Origin of the sequence: Clostridium sp. (assembly GCF_036639235.1) — a bacterium.
Classification (GTDB): Bacteria; Bacillota; Clostridia; order Clostridiales; family Caloramatoraceae; genus Clostridium_AB.
Genome location: NZ_JAVWJB010000009.1, coordinates 31295 through 53312 on the forward strand (window position 1 = coordinate 31295; position 22018 = coordinate 53312).

At 32.7% G+C, this 22018-nt stretch carries 25 protein-coding genes and 2 tRNA genes; 25 read left to right on the top strand and 2 right to left on the bottom strand.

Features of this window, described 5'->3' with window-relative positions:
* From RR539_RS04190 to RR539_RS04305, 24 genes are all read left to right on the top strand, one after another.
* Positions 1-634 (top strand): FliH/SctL family protein (locus RR539_RS04190; protein WP_332473555.1); only part of this gene is annotated, 634 nt, incomplete at its 5' end.
* A complete protein-coding gene (fliI, locus tag RR539_RS04195) occupies positions 627-1928 on the top strand; it encodes a flagellar protein export ATPase FliI (protein ID WP_332483461.1) in 1302 nt (433 codons plus the stop codon). The genes RR539_RS04190 and fliI, both read left to right, overlap by 8 nt.
* Before the next feature lie 14 nt (positions 1929-1942).
* Positions 1943-2383, top strand: coding sequence for a flagellar export protein FliJ (gene fliJ / locus RR539_RS04200; RefSeq protein WP_332473553.1), 441 nt, complete (start codon positions 1943-1945; stop codon positions 2381-2383).
* 3 nt (positions 2384-2386) lie between these two features.
* Positions 2387-3463 (top strand): flagellar hook-length control protein FliK, encoded by a 1077-nt coding sequence (locus RR539_RS04205; protein WP_332473552.1) that lies wholly within the window; start codon positions 2387-2389, stop codon positions 3461-3463.
* Between the two features lie 11 nt (positions 3464-3474).
* Positions 3475-4002 (top strand): flagellar hook capping FlgD N-terminal domain-containing protein, encoded by a 528-nt coding sequence (locus RR539_RS04210; protein ID WP_442878387.1) that lies wholly within the window; start codon positions 3475-3477, stop codon positions 4000-4002.
* Positions 4003-4011: 9 nt separating this feature from the next.
* Complete coding sequence (locus RR539_RS04215; protein ID WP_332473551.1) at positions 4012-4395, top strand: TIGR02530 family flagellar biosynthesis protein; 384 nt, start codon at positions 4012-4014, stop codon at positions 4393-4395.
* Between the two features lie 66 nt (positions 4396-4461).
* Complete coding sequence (locus RR539_RS04220; protein WP_332473550.1) at positions 4462-5694, top strand: flagellar hook protein FlgE; 1233 nt, start codon at positions 4462-4464, stop codon at positions 5692-5694.
* Positions 5695-5720: 26 nt separating this feature from the next.
* Positions 5721-5909 (top strand): flagellar FlbD family protein, encoded by a 189-nt coding sequence (locus RR539_RS04225; RefSeq protein ID WP_332473549.1) that lies wholly within the window; start codon positions 5721-5723, stop codon positions 5907-5909.
* Positions 5910-5974: 65 nt separating this feature from the next.
* The gene (locus tag RR539_RS04230) at positions 5975-6427 is read left to right on the top strand and encodes a flagellar basal body-associated FliL family protein (RefSeq protein ID WP_332473548.1); all 453 of its coding nucleotides are present in this window, start codon (positions 5975-5977) and stop codon (positions 6425-6427) included.
* A gap of 6 nt (positions 6428-6433) precedes the next feature.
* Positions 6434-6820 (top strand): FliO/MopB family protein, encoded by a 387-nt coding sequence (locus RR539_RS04235; protein ID WP_332500225.1) that lies wholly within the window; start codon positions 6434-6436, stop codon positions 6818-6820.
* Positions 6801-7556, top strand: coding sequence for a flagellar type III secretion system pore protein FliP (gene fliP / locus RR539_RS04240; RefSeq protein WP_332473546.1), 756 nt, complete (start codon positions 6801-6803; stop codon positions 7554-7556). The genes RR539_RS04235 and fliP overlap by 20 nt, the downstream gene beginning before the upstream one ends.
* 14 nt (positions 7557-7570) lie before the next feature.
* The gene (fliQ, locus tag RR539_RS04245; RefSeq protein ID WP_332473545.1) at positions 7571-7840 is read left to right on the top strand and encodes a flagellar biosynthesis protein FliQ; all 270 of its coding nucleotides are present in this window, start codon (positions 7571-7573) and stop codon (positions 7838-7840) included.
* A 5-nt stretch (positions 7841-7845) separates the two neighbouring features.
* Positions 7846-9675 (top strand): flagellar biosynthesis protein FlhB, encoded by a 1830-nt coding sequence (flhB, locus tag RR539_RS04250; RefSeq protein ID WP_332473544.1) that lies wholly within the window; start codon positions 7846-7848, stop codon positions 9673-9675.
* Positions 9676-9687: 12 nt separating this feature from the next.
* On the top strand, positions 9688-11763 hold the full coding sequence (gene flhA / locus RR539_RS04255; RefSeq protein WP_332483462.1) for a flagellar biosynthesis protein FlhA: 2076 nt from the start codon (positions 9688-9690) through the stop codon (positions 11761-11763).
* The gene (gene flhF / locus RR539_RS04260) at positions 11760-12872 is read left to right on the top strand and encodes a flagellar biosynthesis protein FlhF (RefSeq protein WP_332483463.1); all 1113 of its coding nucleotides are present in this window, start codon (positions 11760-11762) and stop codon (positions 12870-12872) included. Before flhA ends, flhF begins: the two co-directional genes overlap by 4 nt.
* Entirely contained in the window at positions 12856-13713 is an 858-nt protein-coding gene (locus RR539_RS04265) for a MinD/ParA family protein (protein ID WP_332473541.1), read from the top strand. The genes flhF and RR539_RS04265 overlap by 17 nt, the downstream gene beginning before the upstream one ends.
* A gap of 3 nt (positions 13714-13716) precedes the next feature.
* A complete protein-coding gene (locus RR539_RS04270) occupies positions 13717-14388 on the top strand; it encodes a flagellar brake protein (protein ID WP_332473540.1) in 672 nt (223 codons plus the stop codon).
* 16 nt (positions 14389-14404) lie between these two features.
* Positions 14405-15133, top strand: a complete 729-nt coding sequence (locus tag RR539_RS04275; protein ID WP_332473539.1) for a FliA/WhiG family RNA polymerase sigma factor — start codon at positions 14405-14407, stop codon at positions 15131-15133.
* 11 nt (positions 15134-15144) lie between these two features.
* On the top strand, positions 15145-15636 hold the full coding sequence (locus tag RR539_RS04280; protein ID WP_332473538.1) for a DUF6115 domain-containing protein: 492 nt from the start codon (positions 15145-15147) through the stop codon (positions 15634-15636).
* A 204-nt stretch (positions 15637-15840) separates the two neighbouring features.
* Positions 15841-16569: a flagellar hook-basal body protein gene (locus RR539_RS04285; protein ID WP_332473537.1), complete on the top strand. Its 729-nt coding sequence runs from the start codon at positions 15841-15843 to the stop codon at positions 16567-16569.
* Between the two features lie 27 nt (positions 16570-16596).
* Positions 16597-17340, top strand: a complete 744-nt coding sequence (locus tag RR539_RS04290) for a flagellar hook-basal body complex protein (protein ID WP_332473536.1) — start codon at positions 16597-16599, stop codon at positions 17338-17340.
* 209 nt (positions 17341-17549) lie between these two features.
* Entirely contained in the window at positions 17550-18014 is a 465-nt protein-coding gene (locus tag RR539_RS04295; protein ID WP_332473535.1) for a tetratricopeptide repeat protein, read from the top strand.
* A gap of 58 nt (positions 18015-18072) precedes the next feature.
* Entirely contained in the window at positions 18073-18978 is a 906-nt protein-coding gene (locus tag RR539_RS04300) for a S66 peptidase family protein (RefSeq protein WP_332473534.1), read from the top strand.
* A complete protein-coding gene (locus RR539_RS04305; protein ID WP_332473533.1) occupies positions 18978-20144 on the top strand; it encodes a M20 metallopeptidase family protein in 1167 nt (388 codons plus the stop codon). The genes RR539_RS04300 and RR539_RS04305 overlap by 1 nt, the downstream gene beginning before the upstream one ends.
* A gap of 138 nt (positions 20145-20282) precedes the next feature.
* Here the strand turns inward: RR539_RS04305 and RR539_RS04310 are convergent.
* Both RR539_RS04310 and RR539_RS04315 read right to left on the bottom strand, forming a co-directional pair.
* A tRNA-Phe gene (locus tag RR539_RS04310) sits at positions 20283-20358 on the bottom strand.
* A 6-nt stretch (positions 20359-20364) separates the two neighbouring features.
* Positions 20365-20439, bottom strand: a tRNA-Glu gene (locus RR539_RS04315).
* An 86-nt stretch (positions 20440-20525) separates the two neighbouring features.
* Between RR539_RS04315 and RR539_RS04320 the strand changes: the two genes are divergently transcribed.
* A complete protein-coding gene (locus RR539_RS04320) occupies positions 20526-21917 on the top strand; it encodes an MBL fold metallo-hydrolase (protein ID WP_332473532.1) in 1392 nt (463 codons plus the stop codon).
* Positions 21918-22018 lie beyond the last annotated feature (101 nt).

Here is a 22018-nt window from a genome sequence, read left to right on the forward strand (position 1 = left end):
CCGTGAAAAGGGTAATGAGATAATTAAGGAATATGAAAATAGGGCTCAGGAAATTATAGAGAATTCTCATATAATTGCTGAAACTATTAAAGAAGAAGCCGTAGATAAAGGTTACCAGGATGGATATCAGAAAGGCTATAAAGAAGGATATGATTATGGCACAGAAGAGGCTAAAAGAGAAAATGAAGAAATTATAAATGACTCAATAGAAAAGAGAGAAATAGCTTATAAGTTTCTAGATGAATGTCATATTGAATCAAGGCAGTATATAAGTCAGATTCAAGATGAGGTTATAGATATTGTAATGGAAGTTAGCAAAAAAGTTGTTTTAACAGAAGTTACACAAAATAGGGAAGTTATATTAAGTATTATAGAGTCAGCTATTTTAAAGTGTGCAGATAAGGATAAGATAATAATTAAACTTAGCCCTAAAAATGCTGCAATTATTAAAGAAGAAAAAAATAGATTTTCATCATTAGTAGATGAAAAGTGTAATATATTAGTTTTAGCAGATGGTGAGTTTGATGACTTTACCTATAAGCTAGAAACTCCTTCAAGTTATATTGATGCAAGTATTCAGGTTCAACTTGATTCGATTTTGAAGAATTTGTTAGGAGATAGTATAAATGTTTAGTGTAGATTTTAACTCTTTAACTGAAAAGGTTAGAAAAGCTAAAACATTAACTGTTAGAGGTAAGGTTAAAAAGGTTGTTGGATTAACAGTTGAGGTTGAGGGTATTAGAGCTTTTGTTGGAGAGGTATGCATTATAAAAAATATTGATAATAATGAAATAGAATGCGAAGTTGTTGGATTTAATGGTGAAACAGCTATATTAATGCCATTTGACACCACATTTGGTATTGCACCAGGTTCTGAAGTTATTGCAACAGGAAATGCATTAACTGTTAAGGTATCAGATTCTCTTTTAGGAAGAGTATTAGATGGACTTGGAAGAGATATGAATGGTTATGAACCAAAAGCTGCTACAGAATATAAATTAGATAGAGATCCTCCAAATCCTTTAACTAGAAAAAGAATTAAATCTGTAATGACTACTGGAGTTAGAGCAATAGATGGATTTTTAACATGTGGAGTTGGACAAAGAATTGGTATATTTGCAGGGAGTGGAGTTGGAAAAAGTACACTACTTGGAATGATAGCAAAGTATTCGGATGCAGATGTTAATGTTATTGCATTAGTAGGTGAAAGAGGTCGAGAGGTTAAAGAATTTATTGAGAAAGACCTTGGAGAAGAAGGTTTAAAAAGATCAGTAGTTGTGGTTGCAACATCGGATCAATCACCAATTATGAGATTAAAGGGAGCATATGCAGCAACAAGTATTGCAGAGTATTTTAGAGATAAGGGCAAAAATGTAATGATGATGATGGATTCTGTTACAAGATTTGCAATGGCCCAAAGAGAAATAGGGTTAACCATTGGAGAACCACCAGCTACAAAGGGGTATACCCCATCGGTTTTTGCTAAATTGCCAAGACTTATGGAAAGAACAGGAAATAGTGCTAATGGTTCAATTACTGCTTTTTATACTGTTCTAGTTGATGGTGATGATATGAATGAGCCAATTGCAGATGCTACCCGTGGTATTTTAGATGGTCATATTGTATTCTCAAGAAAAATTGCAGCTAAAAATCATTATCCTGCTATAGATATTAATTCAAGTGTATCTAGACTTATGAGTCAGATTGCAGGTGAAGAGTTAAAGGAAAAGGCAGGTAAGGTTAGAGATTTACTTGCAACATATTCTGAATCAGAAGACTTAATAAATATAGGTGCATATCAATCAGGTGCAAATTATAAGGTTGATGAAGCTATTAATAAAATAGATGCTATAAATGAATTTTTAAAACAAAAAGTAGATGAATACTCATCTTTAAATGACACTATTGAAAAACTTTTAAGTATTTAACAGAGGTGTTATAGATGTTTAATTTTAAGTTAGATAAGGTATTAGATTACAGAGAAAAGATTGAAAAAAAGTCAAAAGAAAATTTCGCAGCGAAACTTAGAATATATAGCGACATTAACTTTGAATTAGAGAGTTTAGTAACCAAAAAAACTCAAGTTCTAAATGGTGGATATAGTAATTTAAGAACAACTCAAGAGTTAATAGTATTCCAGAGGTACCTAACTTTCCTTGATGATTCAATAGATAAAACACGTGAAGAGTTAAGTGTTGCTGAAAGAATACTTGAAGGAGCTAGAGTTGAGGTTATAAAAGCTAACAAGGATAGAAAAGTTATTGAAACACTTAAAGATAATGCTTATATAGAGCATATTAAAGAAGAAAACAAGTTAGAGCAAAACAAATTAGATGATATTGCATCTAATAACTATATAAAATCATTGAAAGGAGGTGATTAATAATTGAATGCAAATATAGCAATGCCCGCAGCTACTTCACCAAACCAAGGTTCATTTAAAGCATCTTCTTTTAACGGTTCATCTGATGAAGCTGGTTTTGTAGGATTTTTAACATCTCTTATAACATCAGGTAAGTCAGGAGAAGAAGTACTAGTAAGTTTATTTGGTAACTCTAATGGACTATCCGAAGAATCAAGCCAAACCTTAAACCAAACCTTAACCATTGGAAGTTTATTAAGTTCTTTAAACTTAAGAGAAGCAAGCTTAAAAGAAGGAACACTATGTGATAGCCTTAACAATTTTATAGTAAATGACAATGTTGAGGATATTTTAAGCAACCTAAAAAATAAATCTCAAAGTATGGCGGAAGAAAATATTACACAGTTTCTAGCAGATGGAAGTATTGACCTTTCATTTATAAAGATGAAGTCAATTAACTCACTTAATTCATTAGCTCAAAACAGTAATATGGGTTCAACTATAAGTGGTATGATTTCTAATCTATCACAAAGAGGAGAGAATAAAGAGATAATTGATGCATTAAAGTTTTTACAGCAGTTTACCACAAAAGACGGATCCCTAGATACTACAAAGCTTGTTAAAGCTCTTGAAGGGAAGGGAGATTCATCATTAATGGGCAGTATGCAGTTTGCACAGCAAACAGCTTCGACCCAGGATATAACAGTTAAACATGCAAATATCTTTAAACAAGGAGATATTGTTGATGTTGTAGTAGAAAACTTTAAAACACTTAGACTACCTGGTAGATGTGAAATGAGAATAAAGCTTAACCCACAGGAACTTGGCGAAATCACTATAAAGTTAGTTCTTGAAAAGGGACAAATTTCAGCATCAATATCAGCGGATAAAAAGGAAACATTTGCACTACTTCAAAATAATCTTCAGCAGCTTCAAGAAAAACTGCAGTCTACAGGAGTAGATTTACATCATGTTTCTGTAAATCTTTCTCAGGAAGATGGTGGAGAAGAAGCTAGACGTGGCTTTAATGGAAATAGTGAAGAGTCAAATGACGAGGAGTTTGAATCAATTTTTGAGGATGCCCTTGAAGAAAATATATAGGAGGTATTTTTATGCCAATAGGTTCAATTAATTCACCTAATAATGTTGCTAATGGATACATGGGAAGTTCAGGTGTTAATAACGACATGACTAACAAAAATGTATTCTTTCAAATACTTGCAGCTGAACTCTCTAACCAGGACCCACTTAAGGGGAAGGATGGAACAGAATATGTATCACAGCTTGCACAGTTTACATCACTTGAGCAAACGGAAAAGCTGTATACTGCAATGTCAAGAGTATTAATGTCTTCAAGTGTTACAGAGGCAGGCATGATGATTGGCAAGGAAGTTGAGTTTGCAGTTAGAGGAAAAGATGGTACATACTCAACTGAAAAAGGAGTTGTTAAGTCAGTTAAGATTGAAGGTGGACAAGTATATCTTATAACTAAGGATGATAAGAAGTACGCACTAGAACAATCAGTTGGTTTTTCAGAACCTAAAGAGGAAGTTAAACCAGATGTAAAGCCAGATGTTAAACCAGATGTTAAACCAGAAGGTGGTACTACAGGAGGAGCAACTGAGGGTAGTGGAAAGTAGGGAAGTAATGTGGCTAAGATAAATAATATACAGCAAATGCCATTAACCCCCACAAAAGAAAATATTAATAGGAAATCCTTCGACATTAGAAACACTCATAGACTTGAATTTGATAAATGTGTAAATAAAGCACTAGATAGTAACCTTAAAATTTCTGCCCATGCAAGTGAAAGACTTCAAAGTAGAAATATTAACCTATCAAAGGATGATGTGAATAGCATAAATAAGGCTATCGATAAGGTTCAAAATAAAGGGGCAAAAGAAACTTTAATCCTTTATAATGACTTAGCGTTAATTGCTAGTGTTCCAAATAGAACGATAATTACAGCTATGGACAAAACATCCCTAGAGGAAAAGATATTTACTAATATAGATAGTGCAATAATAATTTAGGCTGGACCTTTAGGAGGCCTAACTGCTACTGACTGATTGATGTAGTAGAAATAAGGAGGTAATAAAGTGATAAGATCAATGTATTCTGGTATAAGTGGTATGAAAAATCAACAGGTTAAAATGGACGTTATAGGTAACAATATAGCAAATATAAGCTCTGTTGCATTTAAAGGTTCAAGAGTAACTTTTAAGGATGCTCTGTATCAAACAATGCAAGGTGCATCAGGTCCTACATTCTCAACTGGAGGGGTTAACCCTAGACAGGTTGGACTAGGAATGAGTGTATCATCAATTGATAGAGATGTTAGACAGGGAACCCTTCAGCCAACAGGACGTGCAACAGATATTGCAGTTCAAGGTAATGGTTACTTTATGGTAAGTAACGGTTCAGAAACATTCTACACAAGAGATGGTTCATTTACACTTGATAAGTATGGGGATCTTGTAACATCAGGTGGGTTTAGAGTACTTGGTATTGATAAAACAGGAAATAGAGGGCCAATTAATGTACCACTAGAACACCCAACAGTTCCACCAATTAAGTTTGGTTCAGGAACACCTCCAAAGGAAGTTATGGCGGTTAAGTTATATGGATTTGATGGTGGAGATAATGTTAAGAGTATTAACTTTACTAATACAGCAGGGGGAGACCAGCCAATAACAATGACTGCTGATGGAGCTATGACTATAAACATTGGTGGGTATGATAAGCTAACAGATCTTGAAAAGGCTATTAAGAATCAGATGAAAAAGGCTGAGGAAATGAGTGCTACTGATAGAGAAGTAGCTGCTAACAGTAACTATAAAAATCTATACACTAATATGATTTCAAAGGGTATATATGGAGTAAGTGTTACTGGAGATTTAGCTGATGCACAGAAAACACCACCTACTATTATGGATGAATCTAAGGGAGCTGGAGGTACAGGATTTAAAATCGAAAAGATACAACTTGGAAGCTTCTCTATAGGTAAGGATGGAAAGATACAAGGAATATACGGTGAGGATAGATTTGAGGTTGCAAGACTTGAAATTTCTTCATTTGTTAATGATGCTGGACTTGAGGGAATTGGTGAAAACCTTTATCGTCAAAGTGCTAACTCAGGGGAGGCTAATCGTGGTTTCCCAGGAGATGATGGATTTGGTACAGCAGAACAAGGATTCCTTGAAATGTCTAATGTTGACCTTGCTAATGAGTTTACAGAAATGATTGTAACATCAAGGTCTTATCAGGCAAATTCAAGAACAATTACAACATCTGATGAAATGCTTCAAGAACTTCTTAATATTAAGAGATAGTAAATAATTAGAAAGAAGGGGTTTACATGATTAAATTATCAACACTAGCCCATAAAGAGTTTTATATAAACTGTGATCTAATTGAAAAAATAGAGGCAAATCCAGACACTTTAGTTACTATGACAAACGGTAACAAGTATGTTGTAGAAGATAGTCCAGATGAAATAATCAAAAGAATAAAAGAGTTTAAAAAAGAAATACTGTGTAAAATTTAAGTTAATATTGTGCCTACCTAGGTAGGCACATATATATATAACATAACTTGAAAAGGAGAATTTATATGAGTGAGGGTAAGAAGAAGCCTATTGTGTTAATTCTTGTTATTTTAATAATTGCTGTTGTAGGTGTTGGTGCATATTTTGCATATACAATGCTTGGGTCAGGTAGCGCTAAAGAAGAGATAAAGTACGTTGAGAAAGAGCTTGTAGAGAAAAGTCTTCAAATGGAAGAGTTTACTCTAAATCTTTCAGATGAAGGTGGGAAAAGTTTTATTCAAACTAAGCTAACACTTGCTTATCCAGATAAGAATAAAGATCTAGACGCTGAAATTAATTCTAAGATAAATAAAATACAAGATATTATTAATAGCACAATAAGACAGAAAAAGGCTGTTGATTTTGACGGTAAGGGACTTGATGTTGTTAAGAAGGAATTATTAAATAAGATAAATGAAGGGCTTGTTAGCGGAAGACTTACAAATATCTACGTTAATAAGATAGTTATTCAAAGGTAAGGAGATATGATGGAAGGTTCTTTTATAATAGATACAATTAAAACCATATGTGTATTAGTCTTTGTTATAGTTCTTATGCTTCTAACATTAAGAGGGCTTTCTAAATATCAAAATAAGCTATCAGGTAGCAAGAATATTAGGGTACTTGAAAGAACTAGCTTATCACAAAATACAACACTTAACATTGTAAAGATAGGCGAAAAACTATATTTAGTTTCAGCAGCGTCAAATGATGTGAAAATCTTAAAGGAACTTAGTGAAGACGAAATTGATACTAAGGCATACAAGGCAATTAGTATGGATAACGTAAAAATAGACTCTCTAGTTAAAAATACAGAGGATTATTTAAGAAGGTTCAAAGGAAAGGGTAAAAATGAAAAGAAAACTAGCTAAACGTGTTTTATTAATATCAGCAATAATGTTTGTTTCTTTTTACACTGCTGCACATGCACAGCCTGTAGGGCTTGATTTGAATTTATCTGTTGGTGGAGAGCAAACTCCAAAGGAGTATGTTGGGAATATAAAGTTATTATTATTATTAACTTTTTTAACATTTATACCAGCTATAGTATTACTTACTACATCTTTTACAAGAATAGTAATAGTACTTGGCTTTACAAGAACAGCCCTTTCAACCCAGCAGTCACCACCAAATCAAATAATCATAGCCCTAGCTATATTTATGTCACTGTTTGTTATGACTCCAGTATATAAGGAGGTTAATACAACAGCAATTCAACCATATGTTGAAGGTAAGCTTAGTTATGAAAAGGCAGTAGAAGAGGGAAGTAAACCTATTAAAAACTTTATGTTAAATCAAACAAGGGAAAAGGATCTTGCTTTATTTTATAAAGCATCAGATATACAAAAACCAGAAAGTAGATATGATGTACCTTTTACAGTACTTGTACCAGCATTTGCAATAAGCGAGATTAAAACAGCTTTTCAAATGGGATTTTTAATATTTGTACCATTCATAGTAATAGATATGATTGTTGCAAGTGTATTAATGTCTATGGGTATGTTTATGCTTCCACCGGTTACCATATCCTTACCCTTTAAAATACTACTCTTTGTATTAGCAGATGGATGGCACTTAGTGGTGAAGTCATTAATACAGAGTTTTTAACCCTGAGGTGAAAGATGAGCGAAGTTTTAATTTATTCAATAGCTAAAAAAGCAATAATAACATCACTTTTAGTAGCAGGACCTATTCTTCTTGTTGCTATGGTAGTTGGACTTGCTATTAGTATTTTTCAGGCTGTAACACAGATACAAGAACAGACCTTAACATTTGTACCTAAAATGCTAGCTATTATTCTAGTAATGGTTGTACTTGGACCATTTATATCTAAGACACTTATACAGTTTATAGAAAGTATGATTAATACTATTCCAAGTATTGTAGGGTAGAGAATATGAATCTAAATATTAATGATTTTTTAGTATTTTTTCTTGCATCTATTAGGGTTGTAGCTCTGTTTCTGACATCGCCTATTTTTTCACACAAACAAATACCAGGTTCATTTAAAGTAGGGTTATCCCTATCAATAGGGCTACTTATTTCATATTCAATAATAGGAACAGAGTTTGTTATGCCAACAAACAACTATGAACTATTAATGTTTGTATTTAAGGAAATGATGATTGGTATAGCAATTGGAACAGTAGCTACTTTTATATTTAGCTCTTTTAGAATTGCTGCACATTTAATGGATTTTGGAATGGGATTTTCTATGTCACAATATTATGATCCTGCTTCAGCATCTAGTGCTACAGTTTTAGAAAGATTTTTTAACTTTATTGCAATGATGATATTCTTAGCATTTAATTTTCATCATTTATTATTAACAGCAATAATTAAAAGTTTTGAAGTTGTTCCTCTTGGGCACTTTGTTATAACGGAAAATATGTTTAATGCAGTACTTGACGCATTTTCACACTCATTTTTCGTATCAGTTAAGATAGCTGCCCCAATAATTATAGTCATGTTTATAACTGACTTTACATTAGGACTTATTTCTAGAACAGTACCACAGTTTCAGGTTTTTATTTTAGGAATGCCTATTAAGGTGCTATTTGGCTTATTAAGTCTTGCTGTAATAATACCAGGACTTATTCAAGTTTTTGTTAAGTCTCTAGATTACATATCGCCTGAAATTATGAAAATTTTATCCTCATCTTCCCTTGTTTTTTTTCTAGGAAGTGATGATAAGACCGAAGAACCTACTTCAAAGAAAATACAGGATGCTAGAAAAAAAGGACAAGTTGCAAAAAGTAACGACCTTAATTCAGGGATAATACTTCTTGGAGTTACACTATTTTTTATATTCTTTGGAGACAAAATTTATACCTATGGAATACAAGGAATGGTAGAAGAATTATCACATATAGGAAAGGTTGAACTTAACTTATATGATATTCAACACATAGTATTTAGTTCCCTACAAAAAGCATTCTTTGTAGCTATGCCAATTGCAGCAACAGCCATGATACTTGGTGTTATAGCAAATGTTATGCAGGTAGGATTCTTAAATAGTGGTGAGGGATTAAAACCTAATTTTGGTAAGCTTAACCCTATTAGTGGTATGAAAAAGTTCTTCTCAATGAGAACATTAGTAGAGTTTATTAAGTCTATACTTAAAATACTAATTGTAGGACTTGTAGGTTTTACATTTGTTAAAAGTAAAATTTTCGATATTATGAAGGTTTCAGACCTTCATCCAAATGGAATTTTCCCATTTGTTAAGGACCTTGCAGATTCTCAGCTTATAAGAATAGTAATAGTATTACTTATAATTGGGGTTGCAGATTTTATATTCCAAAAGCGTCAACATAAAAAAGATCTTCGAATGTCAAAGCAGGAGATTAAGGATGAGTATAAGCAAATGGAAGGGGATCCACAGCTTAAAGCTAAAATAAAGCAAAAGCAAAGAGAAATGGCTATGAGTAGAATGATACACGAAGTTCCTAAGGCAACTGTTGTTGTTACAAACCCTACACACTTTGCAGTAGCACTTAAGTATACAAAGGGAGAGGGTGCCCCAAGGGTTCTTGCCAAGGGAGTAGATTCAGTTGCATTTAGAATAAGGGACGTAGCTAAAAACAATAATATACCAATTGTTGAAAATAAAATCTTAGCGAGAAAGCTTTATGCAGAAGTTGACCTTAATAAGGAGATTCCGTCTGAACTGTATGGTGCAGTTGCAGAGGTAATTGCATATATTTACAGCGTTAAGAAAAGGTGAGGTTAAGTTATAATGGCAAAAAGAATATTAAAAAAACTTTCTAAAAACGTAGATGTGTTTATAACTCTTGGAATTATAATGATTGTCCTTATGATAATAATTCCTTTGCCTGCATGGATGTTAGATATTTTGCTGGCATTTAACTTACTTATTTCTTTAATTATTTTATTAACTACAATGTTTACTAAAGAAATACTTGAGTTTTCTGTTTTTCCAACATTACTACTTGTTACAACATTGCTTAGGCTTGCACTTAATATATCTTCAACAAGATTAATATTAGGTGAAGGAGAAGCAGGTGAAGTTATCCATGCATTTGGAGACTTTGTTGTTGGTGGAAATTATGTTGTTGGATTTATTTTATTCGTAATTATAGTTGTGATACAGTTTGTTGTTATTACAAATGGTGCTGGTAGAGTATCAGAAGTATCAGCAAGATTTACTCTTGATGCTATGCCAGGTAAGCAAATGAGTATTGACGCTGACCTTAGTGCAGGGATTATTACTGAACTTGAAGCTAAGGAAAGACGTAAGAAAATGCAGCTTGAAGCAGACTTTTACGGGTCTATGGACGGGGCTAGTAAGTTTGTTAAGGGAGATGCTATAGCAGGAATTGTAATTGTAATTATTAACCTTATAGGTGGGGTTATAATCGGAATGTTATTTATGGAAATGGATGCAATGCAAGCACTTCAACAGTTTGCGCTGCTGACTATAGGTGATGGACTTGTATCTCAAATTCCAGCACTTTTAGTATCTACTGCATCAGGTATTTTAGTTACAAGATCAGCTAGTGAAAAGACACTTGGTAAAGAGCTTTCAGAGCAAATGACATCATATCCTAAGGTTTTAATTATGGCAGGTTCTATAATGGCAGTTTTAGGACTTATTCCAGCATTACCTACAATGGTATTTTTACCAATATCACTTATATGTATATTATCTGCTGTTGCAATATTAAGAAGTAGAAAAAAAGATGGTTTAGAGATTGGTGGAGAATACGAGGAACTTGGGGGAGAAGCTGAGTCAGCAGCCTCAAGGGAACCTGAGAATGTATTAACACTACTTAACGTCGAACCACTTGAAATAGAAATAGGTTATGGACTTATACCACTTGCAGACCAATCTTCAGGTGGAGACCTATTAGATAGAATAACAGGAGTTAGAAGACAGTGTGCAGTTGAAATGGGTATAATTGTTCAGCCAATTAGAATAAGAGACAACCTTCAACTTGCAACAAATGAATATTCAATTAAGGTTAAGAGTACGGTTATAGCTAAGGGGGAAATCCTATGTAACCACTACCTTGCAATTGACTCAATGGGAGAAGGTATTCCAATAGATGGTATAACAACAGTAGAACCTACATTTGGACTTCCAGCAGTTTGGATACCAGATTCTAAGAAGGAAGAAGCTGAAATTATGGGTATAACAGTAGTTGACCCGACAACAGTACTTGTTACACATTTAGCTGAAGTTATTAAAAAACATGCACATGAACTACTTGGACGTCAAGAGGTTAAGATGCTTATTGATAATATAAGTGAAAGTTATAGTGCGGTTGTTGAGGAACTTATTCCGAACCTATTAACAATAGGGGAAGTACAAAAGGTTCTTCAAAATCTACTTAAAGAAAGAGTTCCAGTTAGAGATCTAGTAACAATATTAGAGTCACTAGCGGATAATGCTTCAACAACTAAGGATATGGAGCTATTAACTGAGTATGCAAGATTCTCACTTGCAAGAACTATATGTAGGGCTCTTGTTGATGAGAATAACATAATAAGAGTTACAGCTGTTGATATGAATCTAGAGCAGATTATTGGGGATAGTATACAAAAGTCATTCCAAGGGTCTTACCCAGCACTTGACCCGGATACTACACAAAGGGTATTTATGGCTGTTACAGAGGTGCTGAATACTGTTCAGTATTATAATGGTCAACCAGTAATACTTTGTTCCCCAAGAATAAGACCTGCATTTAGAAAGCTAACAGAGATAGTTTTTCCCAATATAACAATACTATCAATGAACGAAATACCAACAGATGTACAAATTGAAACTATAGGGATGGTGTCACTTACATGATCATAAGGAAGTATTTAGTTAATGATATGAATGAGGCTATGCTTAAAATAAAAAGCGAGCTTGGCAGTGAAGCCACGATTATTAGCAATAAGAAGGTTAGAGAGCCTGGTATAGTAGGGCTTTTTAAAAAGAAAAGACTAGAAGTTACAGCTGCTGTTGATAATACATATACTAAAGAGTCTAAGGAGAAGGTTGAATCATTTCAGCCACCTTCAAAGACTAATAGTGTAGAAAAAGAAATAAATGAAATAAAAAAAATGATTGAAAGTATAGGTATTAATACATCAAAGGCATATATGGAAATAGCAGCAACTAAGGATAGTAAAAGACCTAAAATTATTGAAACATTAGAGGAAATAGGTGTTACACACCCACTTATAGATGAAATAGAAAATTCTATAAATATAATGATTGAAAGCTCAGATATTAAGATAACCGAAAAGGAAGTTAATGAAAGAGCTATTAATATACTTGAAAACCTTATAAGAGTTTCAGAGGATAATGGGGGAAGAATAAAGGTGCTTGTTGGACCAACTGGAGTTGGAAAAACCACTACAATAGCAAAGCTTGCTAGTATGTATACCCTATATAAAAACAAAAAAGTAGGTCTTATTACACTTGATACATATAGAATAGGTGCAGTAGAACAGTTAAGAACATATGCTGAAATTCTTAATATTCCATTTGAGGTTGTTATCTCAAGTAAAGATATTAAGGGTGCACTAGACAAAATGGAAGAGTGTGATGTTGTATTAGTTGATACAACAGGAAGAAGTAGTAAAAACTTTATGCAAATATCAGAAATTAGAAATCTAGTTAAAGAGTTTGAACCAGATAGTATTAATCTAGTTGTTAGTATGACTACTAAGGATAAGGATATTAAATCTATAATAGAAAACTATAAAATACTTAACTACCAAGGAATTATTTTAACCAAACTTGATGAAACAGATAGCTATGGAAGTGTAATTAATTCACTTTATTATAGTAGGGTTCCATTATCATTTATATGTACAGGGCAAGATGTTCCTGATGACATAGAAGTGCCTAGTATAAATAAGATTCATAACATGATTTTAGGAGAAATGAAAGATGGATCAAGCTGCTAGATTAAGAGAATTATTAGATACTAAAGGAGAACCAAGTTCTTTTAAAGTAATTACTGTATCAAGCGGTAAAGGTGGAGTTGGAAAAAGTAATTTTGTAGTTAATTTAGCCCTAACATTAAATAATCTAGGTAAAAAAGTTGCAATACTTGATGCTGACTTTGGTATGGCCAATGTGGATATACTACTTGGAATAAATTCTCCATATAATATTTCAGACATATTATCTATGGGGAAAAGTATATTAGATATTACAGTGGAAACTAAAGAGGGAATTAAAATAATTCCTGGAGGATCCGGTATAAGTAAATTATCAGAGTTATCTGATATTGAAGAAAGAATTATAGTTAGAGAATTCGAAAAGCTAAGGGATATTGATATACTAATTATAGATACTGGTGCAGGTATTGGTAGAACTGTTATAAACTTTATAAAAATGGCAGATGATGCTATAATTATAACTAATAGTGAACCTACTTCTATAACAGATGCCTATGGGCTGATTAAGGTTATTTCAAAGGACAAGTCTAAGGATAAAATTAATATTGTTGTTAATAGATCATTAGATCTTGAGGAAGCTAGCGAAACCTTTAATAAGCTAGCTAATACTTCTAGAAAGTTTTTATCTATGAATCTTCATTTCTTAGGTTATATTTTAGAAGATATTAATGTTAGAAAAGCAGTTAAAGCACAAAGTCCTTTTGTAGAAATATACCCTAAATCACATGCATCAAAATGTGTACAAACCATAGGAAAGAGCTTAATAGGAGAGACTTATTCAAATAATAATAATAAGTCTATTAAAGGTTATATATCAAGATTATTTGGTTTAATGAGGGGTTAAAGCATGAAGGCAACAGAGAGATTAAAAACAAACGAAAGAGTAGAATTTTCTATTGATAATGAAATATATAAAAGTACAGTTCAAGATATTATATCGAATAAAAGTATAGCAATTAGTATACCTGTTTTAGGAAGTAAAAGTTATCTTCCTATAATAGGAGAAAAAATTGAATTTTTTATTCTAATCGGAAGTGACTTTCATAAGTATAAAGGAATAGTTTCAAATAGAATTGTAGATGGGAATTTAAGACTTATTATTGTAGATGATCTTTCAACTGAAGGCAAGGTTCAAAGAAGAGAATATTTTAGAATACCAGTTTCTCTTGATATTGAATATCTACCAATTAGTAATGAAATTGCTGAAAATGGAGTTTCTAAAAAGGTTTTAGATCTTTTAAGTGATAGATTTATTACGGCTAAGAGTATTGATTTAAGCGCTGGTGGAATAAAGATATTTACAGCTGAAAAGGTTGAAGAGGGAACACATGTAATTGTTAAAGTTGCTATAAGCAGTTCAGACACTATTTCAATAATTTCTAAGGTTGTAAGAATGGAAAAGGATCCAGGAACTAAAACATATAAGCTTGGATGTAGATTTCTTGCTTTAGACAAAAACGATACAGAAAAAATAGTTAAGTTTATTTTTGAAAAATCCAGAGAGCTAATGAAAAGATAGTTAAGGAGGTTCTAAAATGAAGTGTTACTCTAATGTTAGTGAAAGGGAAGAGATGATTGTAAAGTACATTCCCTATGTAAAGTACATTGCTTCAAGGCTTATTTGTGGTAAGCCACCAGGAGTAGAGCAGGAAGATCTAGTAAGCTTTGGAGTTCTTGGGCTTATAGATGCAATAGAAAAGTTTGACGTTTCAAAGGGACTAAAATTTGAAACATATGCGACTTTAAGAATTAGAGGAGCTATTATTGATGAGCTTAGAAAGATTAGTTGGATATCAAAAAGTGCATTTTCAAAACTTTCTCAGTTAAATCAAGCTAGAGAAGCACTTGAAAACCAACTTAATAGAGACCCAAAGGACCAGGAAATTGCAAATTATATGGGCCTTACAGTTGAAGAGGTTAGAAATATTCAAACATTTGTAAATTATGTATCAACAGTATCACTTGATGAAGTTATTTTTAAGCTTGATGATGATGATATACAGTTTAAGAATATGCTTGAAGATGAAAAAAGCCCCCAGCCTCAGAAGATACTTGAGGAAAATGAACAGCTTGAAATGCTTAAAAAAGCAATAGATATGCTTAATGAAAAGGATCAGCTTGTTTTAAATTTATATTACTATGAAAGATTAACTTTAAAGGAAATTGGTAAGATTCTTGAAATATCAGAATCAAGGGTTTCCCAGCTTCATAGTAGAGCAATAGTAAGACTCCGTGAAAACATGAAAAAACTAAAATACTTATAAGGAAAAATATAATGATATATGTAGTTTTAATTGGAGGTCTTCTTTTAATATATTTCTCACTTAGAAGAGGACAAGTACAAAATGTGGTGGAAGCCAAGGAGAAAAATTTTGACACTCTTTTAGAAAATGATGCGGATAGCTTTTATGAAAGGGAGATCCTAAAGTCATATGTTGAACTTGAAAAGAGAGTAGAAATACTTGAGGAAAAGCTTTTGCAATATGAAAATGTAAGTGTTATAGAGGATAAAGAAATACTTGAAAATGACGAAAAATATATAGAGGGTATTCTAGAAGTTATCGATAATACAAAGGATACATATGTAAAAGAAGAGGAAGAAAAGACTGAGGAAGTAGTAGTAAGCTCTAATAATAGTTCAATATTAAACAATGAGGTTATTACCCTATATAACGAAGGGAAGAGTGTTGAGGATATTGCATCAATACTTAACATAGGAAAGGGTGAGGTCTTATTAAGGATTGGATTACAAAAGCGTCAACAGTAGCGCTTAAATATTTAAAAGATAGTAGGTTCTTACTAGGACTTGGTATAGGACTTGTAATTGGAGCAGTTTTAATTTTTACTGGTCCAAGCCCTAAAATTACAGATGCCCAAATTGAAAAAAGAGCTCAGGAAATGGGAATGAAATACCCTGATGAAATAAAGGCCTTCTTTAATGACGATAAGAAGGTAAAAGGAGAGAAAACGAGTGATTAGAGGTTTATATAGTGCAGCAACAAGTATGATTACAAGACAGGTTCAACAGGAAAATCTAAGTAATAACATTGCCAACATTAACACTCCTGGATTTAAAAAATCAAGTGTTAATATAAAAACCTTTGAGGATATATTAATTCAAAGAAGAGAGTCTTTTAGTGATAGACCTAATAAGGCTTATGCAATTGGATATATGAACTCTGGTGTTGGAATAGATGAGATTAAAAAGGATTATTCACAGGGAATAATAAATAGAACAGATAGAAAAACCGATTTTGCAATTAAAAGTGATAATCTTATGTTTAATGTTGTTGATGCAAATGGACAAAGGCACTTATCAAGGGACGGAAAGTTTCATGTTGCAAATGAAGGTTATCTTGTAGATTCTCAGGGGAGACAAGTACTTGGAAGTGACAATAGACCTATAGTTATAAATGGCAATGAGCCAAGCTTAAATAATAATGGAATATTAACTAATTCAAATGGAAACGTAGGGTTTTTACTAACTGAAATTAACACTGAAAACGGACAGGCTATAAGACAGGGTGGAAACCTAGATGCAGTTCAGCAAGGTGCACTTGAAAGGTCTAATGTTAATGTTGAAGAGGTTATGACTGAACTTATAACAGTTTCAAGAAACTATGAGTCAGCTCAAAGAATACTACTTCAAATGGATGAGACCTTAGGTAAGGCTGTTAATGACGTTGGTGTTGTTAGATAATAAAATTTCAGTTAAGGTGGGATAAAGATGTTATCAAGTATATGGACAGGTAGAACAGGAATTACTTCATCACAGATTAAAATGGAGTCAATTTCAAATAACATAGCAAACTCAGGTACAACTGGATATAAGAAAACAGAGGTATCTTTTAGTGAAACTTTAAAGCAAAACATAAGAACTAGTAATGGAGTACCTTTTACAAGTGATAGGGATATGATTCACGGAACTGGTGTTAGAGCATCAAATTCATTTAGAAATCTTGACCAGGGAGTATTTATTACAACTGGAAGAGATACTGATGCTGCTATTAATGGTGATGGTTACTTTAAAGTTATAGATAGTAAAGGTGAGGCATTTTATACTAGAGATGGTAATTTCAGTGTAGACATGTCAGGTAATATAGTACATAATGCGTCAGGAATGATCCTTGAAGTAGCAGGAATTGATAAGGCAAATGTTAAGCAGCCACTAGCAATAGGTCCTGATGGAACTATTGTATGTGACAAGAAAACAGTAGGTAAAATAAACCTATATGACTTTGCCTATAAGAATGAAATGCTTTCAAAGGGAGATAACCTATTCTCAGCAGGGGATAGACCAATTGCAACTGATGCGAAAATAGTTGCAGGATATCTTGAAGGGTCTAATGTTAATATGGTAGATGAGCTTACGAGTATGATAACTACTCAAAGATCATACGAGTTTAATGCTAGAACAATTAAGGCTGCTGATGAAATGTGGCAAATGATTAATAACCTTAAAAATAGATAGTTAAATATAATGATTATAAGTGTAACTGTGTAGATGCTAATTATAGGCAATATATAGTTACACTTTTTTGTTTGCCCTTTAAATATAGAGAAGCATAAAGTGTAACTACTTAATAATAGTCATAATTAATATTATCATAACTGATAAACCCTGTATAAAAAAAATATATATGTCAATAATTCTTACTAATAGGTTGTAGGAGGAATATTATGTATAATGTAGAAAAGATACTTTCATATATTAAGGACAATAGGGTTAATGAGGCTCAGAAGATGCTTATAGATGACTTTAAGGATAGACCAGGATCATTTTATTATTATTTAGGGTTAATTAATCTTAAGAAGGAAGATTATACTTCTGCTATTGTATGCTTTAAGACTGCTAGAAGCAATGGTGTTATTAGTCATTTATTATCATATAATTTATCAGTTTGCTATGTGAATTTAGATAAAAATGAAGAAGCTTGTGAGGAGCTTATTAGAACCATTCAGGAAGATGCTGAATTTTTTAAAGCATATACTAACTTATGTAATGTATATTTAAGACTTAAAAAGCCACATGAAGCATATAGAACTATTAAATATGGTCAGGCTATTTTCTCAGATGAGGAGAATAACCTTGAAACTCTTACAAAAATCGAAAAAAATCTCTATCGTAATAAATATATAGGGTAATATATTTACTAAATTAATTATAGTATTATAATATAATTAATTTAGATTGTGGTGTGATATGATTAAGCCAAGGGCTTTAGAATTTAATGATGAGATTGGAATTATTGCTCCCTCAGGGCCTTCATTTAATGAGGAGCAGTTTACATTAAGTATTGAAAAGGTGAGAACCCTTGGGTTTAAGCCTATTATTGGTAGAAGCTGCTTTATGAGGGATGGGTATCTTGCTGGAAGTGATGATATACGGAACTCTGATATTAATATATTTTTTGCCTCGAAAAGTATTAAGGCAATTATAGCATTAAGAGGTGGATATGGTAGTATGAGACTTCTTAATACGATTGATTATGGAGCTATTAAGAAGAATCCCAAGATATTTGTTGGGTATAGTGATATTACTGCACTTCATAGTGCAATTAATAGAAAGCTTAAGATAATTACATTTCATGGGCCTATGGTATATTCAGATTTTTATAGAATAGATAAAACAAGTGAAAGATCACTTTTAAAATCAATTATGGATCCATCTTATTGTCCATCTTATAAAATTGAGCCTATTGTAGAAGGTAATATTACAGGTAGAATATTTGGTGGCAACCTAACTATGATTTGTTCAATTATTGGCTCAAAGTATGAGATATCCTATAGGGATAAGATACTATTTATAGAAGAGATAGGTGAGGAACCTTATAAAATAGATAGAATGCTTAATCAGATGCTCTTAAGAGGAGTCTTTGATGAAGTAAAAGGTGTAATACTAGGACAATTTACAGATTGTAATCCAGCTAATATAGATAGGAGTTTTTCCCTAGAGGCGGTATTGTGTGACTTTTTTAAGCGTCATAATATAGTTTCATACAAGGGCGTTAATATTGGACATGATAAGGAAAAAATAACGATACCACTTGGTGTAAAATGTAGAATAGAAGATTCTATGCTTATAATAGAAGAATCGGGGGTTAGATAATGGATAGATACCTAGAACTTTCAAAAAAATACTTTGAAAAGATGAGAAAATTAAGAAGAGAAATTCATATGTATCCTGAAATAGATAGAGACTTACCTAAAACATGTGGACTTGTTCGTAGTGAACTTGATAGCCTTGGGATATCATATAGAAGATATGGAGACCTTGGAGTTATTGGAGAAATAGGTAGTGGAGATAATATGGTAGGCCTTAGGGCAGATATGGATGCATTAAAGGTAAATGATCTTAAAGGCGTAGAGTATGCATCTAAAAATAAGGGGTATATGCACGCCTGTGGCCATGATGCACATACTGCTATACAAATAGGTGCTGCACATATATTAAAGGAATTAGAGGGCGAATTAGAAGGTAGAGTTAGGTTTATATTTCAGCCAGCAGAGGAAACAGATGGTGGAGCTATAGATATGATTAATTATGGTGCACTTGAAGATGTTAAGGCTTTATTTGGGCTTCATGTATGTGAAGCAATGCCATCAGGTGCAATTGGAGTTAAGAAGGGGGTAGTGGCTGCAGCTTCTAACCCATTTAAGGTAACTATTAAGGGGAAGGGTGCCCATGGTGCAAGTCCTCAAACAGGAATAGACTCTATTTTAATTGCGGCAAAGGTAATAGATAACCTTCAAAGCATTGTTTCAAGAGAAATCCATGCAACTGATAGTGTTGTAATTAGTATAGGTATTATTAAAGGTGGTACAGCTACTAATGCTATAGCAAGTACTGTAGAGATTGAAGGCATAATTAGAACCCTTGGTGAAGACTTAAGAAATAAGGTAATCGAGAGATTTAAGGAAATTATAGAATATACTACGAAGGCTTTTAATGCATCAGCTGATATTGTTATAGAAGAGAGTTATCCATCATATGATAATAACGATGATTTACATGATTTTTTAGAAGACAAACTTAAAGATGAACCTAGTATTAATTATATGACATTAACTAGACCAAGTATGGGAGTAGAAGATTTTGCATATTATGCAAAGCTTGTGCCATCACTTTATTATAGACTAGGATGTAGAAATGAAGAAAGAGGAATTGTAAACCCTGCTCACGGAAGTTATTTTGATATAGATGAGCATTGCCTAGTTTACGGAGCAGCAGTTCAAGCCATGTGTGCGGTAGAGTATTTAAAGAAGATTAAATAACATAAAATTGGTATCACTTTGAGTCTACACTAATATACTTATATTAGTGTAGATTTTACTTTTTAGTAAACTATTCTAATTATGTATATCATATAATATAAAAATACAAATAAAAAAAGAGAGTATAAAACTCTCTTTTGGTGCCTCGAGCCGGAATCGAACCAGCGACACGTGGATTTTCAATCCACTGCTCTACCGACTGAGCTATCGAGGCAAATATTGGTGACCCCTAGGGGAATCGAACCCCTGTTACCACCGTGAAAGGGTGGTGTCTTAACCGCTTGACCAAGGGGCCATGCACTTGGTACGTTTATTATTGTATCAGCTAGTGATTATTATGTCAACAAAAAAATGAAAAAATTTTAAAAGGTGGTATAATAGGTGAAAATTAAGTTTTGTGGAGCCGCTAAAATGGTTACAGGATCATGTTATTACATGGAAGCTATGGGAAGAAAATTTATTATAGACTGTGGTCTTTTTCAAGGGGCAGAGGAGTCTAGAAACCATGACAGACTTCCATTTAATCCAAAGGAACTAGACTTTGTACTGTTAACCCATGCCCATATAGATCATTCGGGAAAAATACCTCTTTTATATAAAAATGGTTTTAAAGGAATGATTTACTGTACACCTGCAACTGGAGATCTTATAGAGATTATGCTTCGAGATAGTGCCCACATTCAAATGCAAGAAGCAGAGTGGGAGAATAAGAAGAGAAAACAAAAAAAACTTCCTCCAATAGAGCCTATTTATAGTTTTGAAGATGTTGAAGTAGCACTTCAAAATGTCCAAACTGTACCTTATGATTATATATTTAAAATAGATAGTAATATTCACTTTAAGTTTAAGGATGCTGGGCACCTTCTAGGGTCTAGTATAATAGAAATTTATGTTCATGATAGAAATAAGAATAAGAAGATAGTTTTTACTGGAGACCTTGGTAATCCTAATATACCAATTATAAAGGACCATGATTATGTTAATGAAACAGATTACCTTGTTATAGAATCTACCTATGGTAATAGGGTTCATAAGCCAGTTGAAGAAAGTAACTCTTTGTACAACATTATTGTAAACACTATTGTTAAAGGAGGAAATGTTATTATTCCATCTTTTGCAGTAGGAAGAACCCAGGAGCTTATTTATATGCTTAATAACTATATTGATATTGAGAAGAGGGAGTATTTACAGGATATTGATATATATGTAGACAGTCCACTGGCAACATCAGCTACTGAAATATTTAGAAAGCATATGGAGTGTTTTGATGAAGAAATATTAAGTAAGTTAAGTGTTGACAATTTTCCACTTGAATTTGATAATTTAACATTTACAACTTCGAAGGAAGCATCACAAAGACTTGCCTACAAGAAGGGGGTAGTTATAATATCCTCAAGTGGAATGTGTCATGCAGGTAGAATTAAGTTTCACTTAAAGAACAATATTCAAGATGAAAATAGTGCAATAGTATTTGTTGGGTATCAAGCACAGGGAACACTAGGGCGTAGAATACTTGATGGACATAAAAAGGTTAATATATTTGGGGAAACCTTAAATGTTAAAGCAAAGGTGTATAACTTCCAAGGATTATCTGGTCATGCTGACATTAATGGACTTCTAGAATGGGTTGAAGAAATCAAAGAAGGAATTAGGGAAAAAGTATTCTTAACCCATGGTGAAGTTGAAGCTGTAGAAGAATTTAAAGAGAAGTTAAAGGAGAAAACTGACGCAGAAATTGTTATTCCAAGTATACTTGAAGAATATAAGATATAAAAAAGTAGTAATACTGCGAAAAAGATATGAAAATATCGAGTGAAACTTAAAGTAGATGACAATTTTCATCAAAGGAAAACATAGCAAGGTATAGAATTATA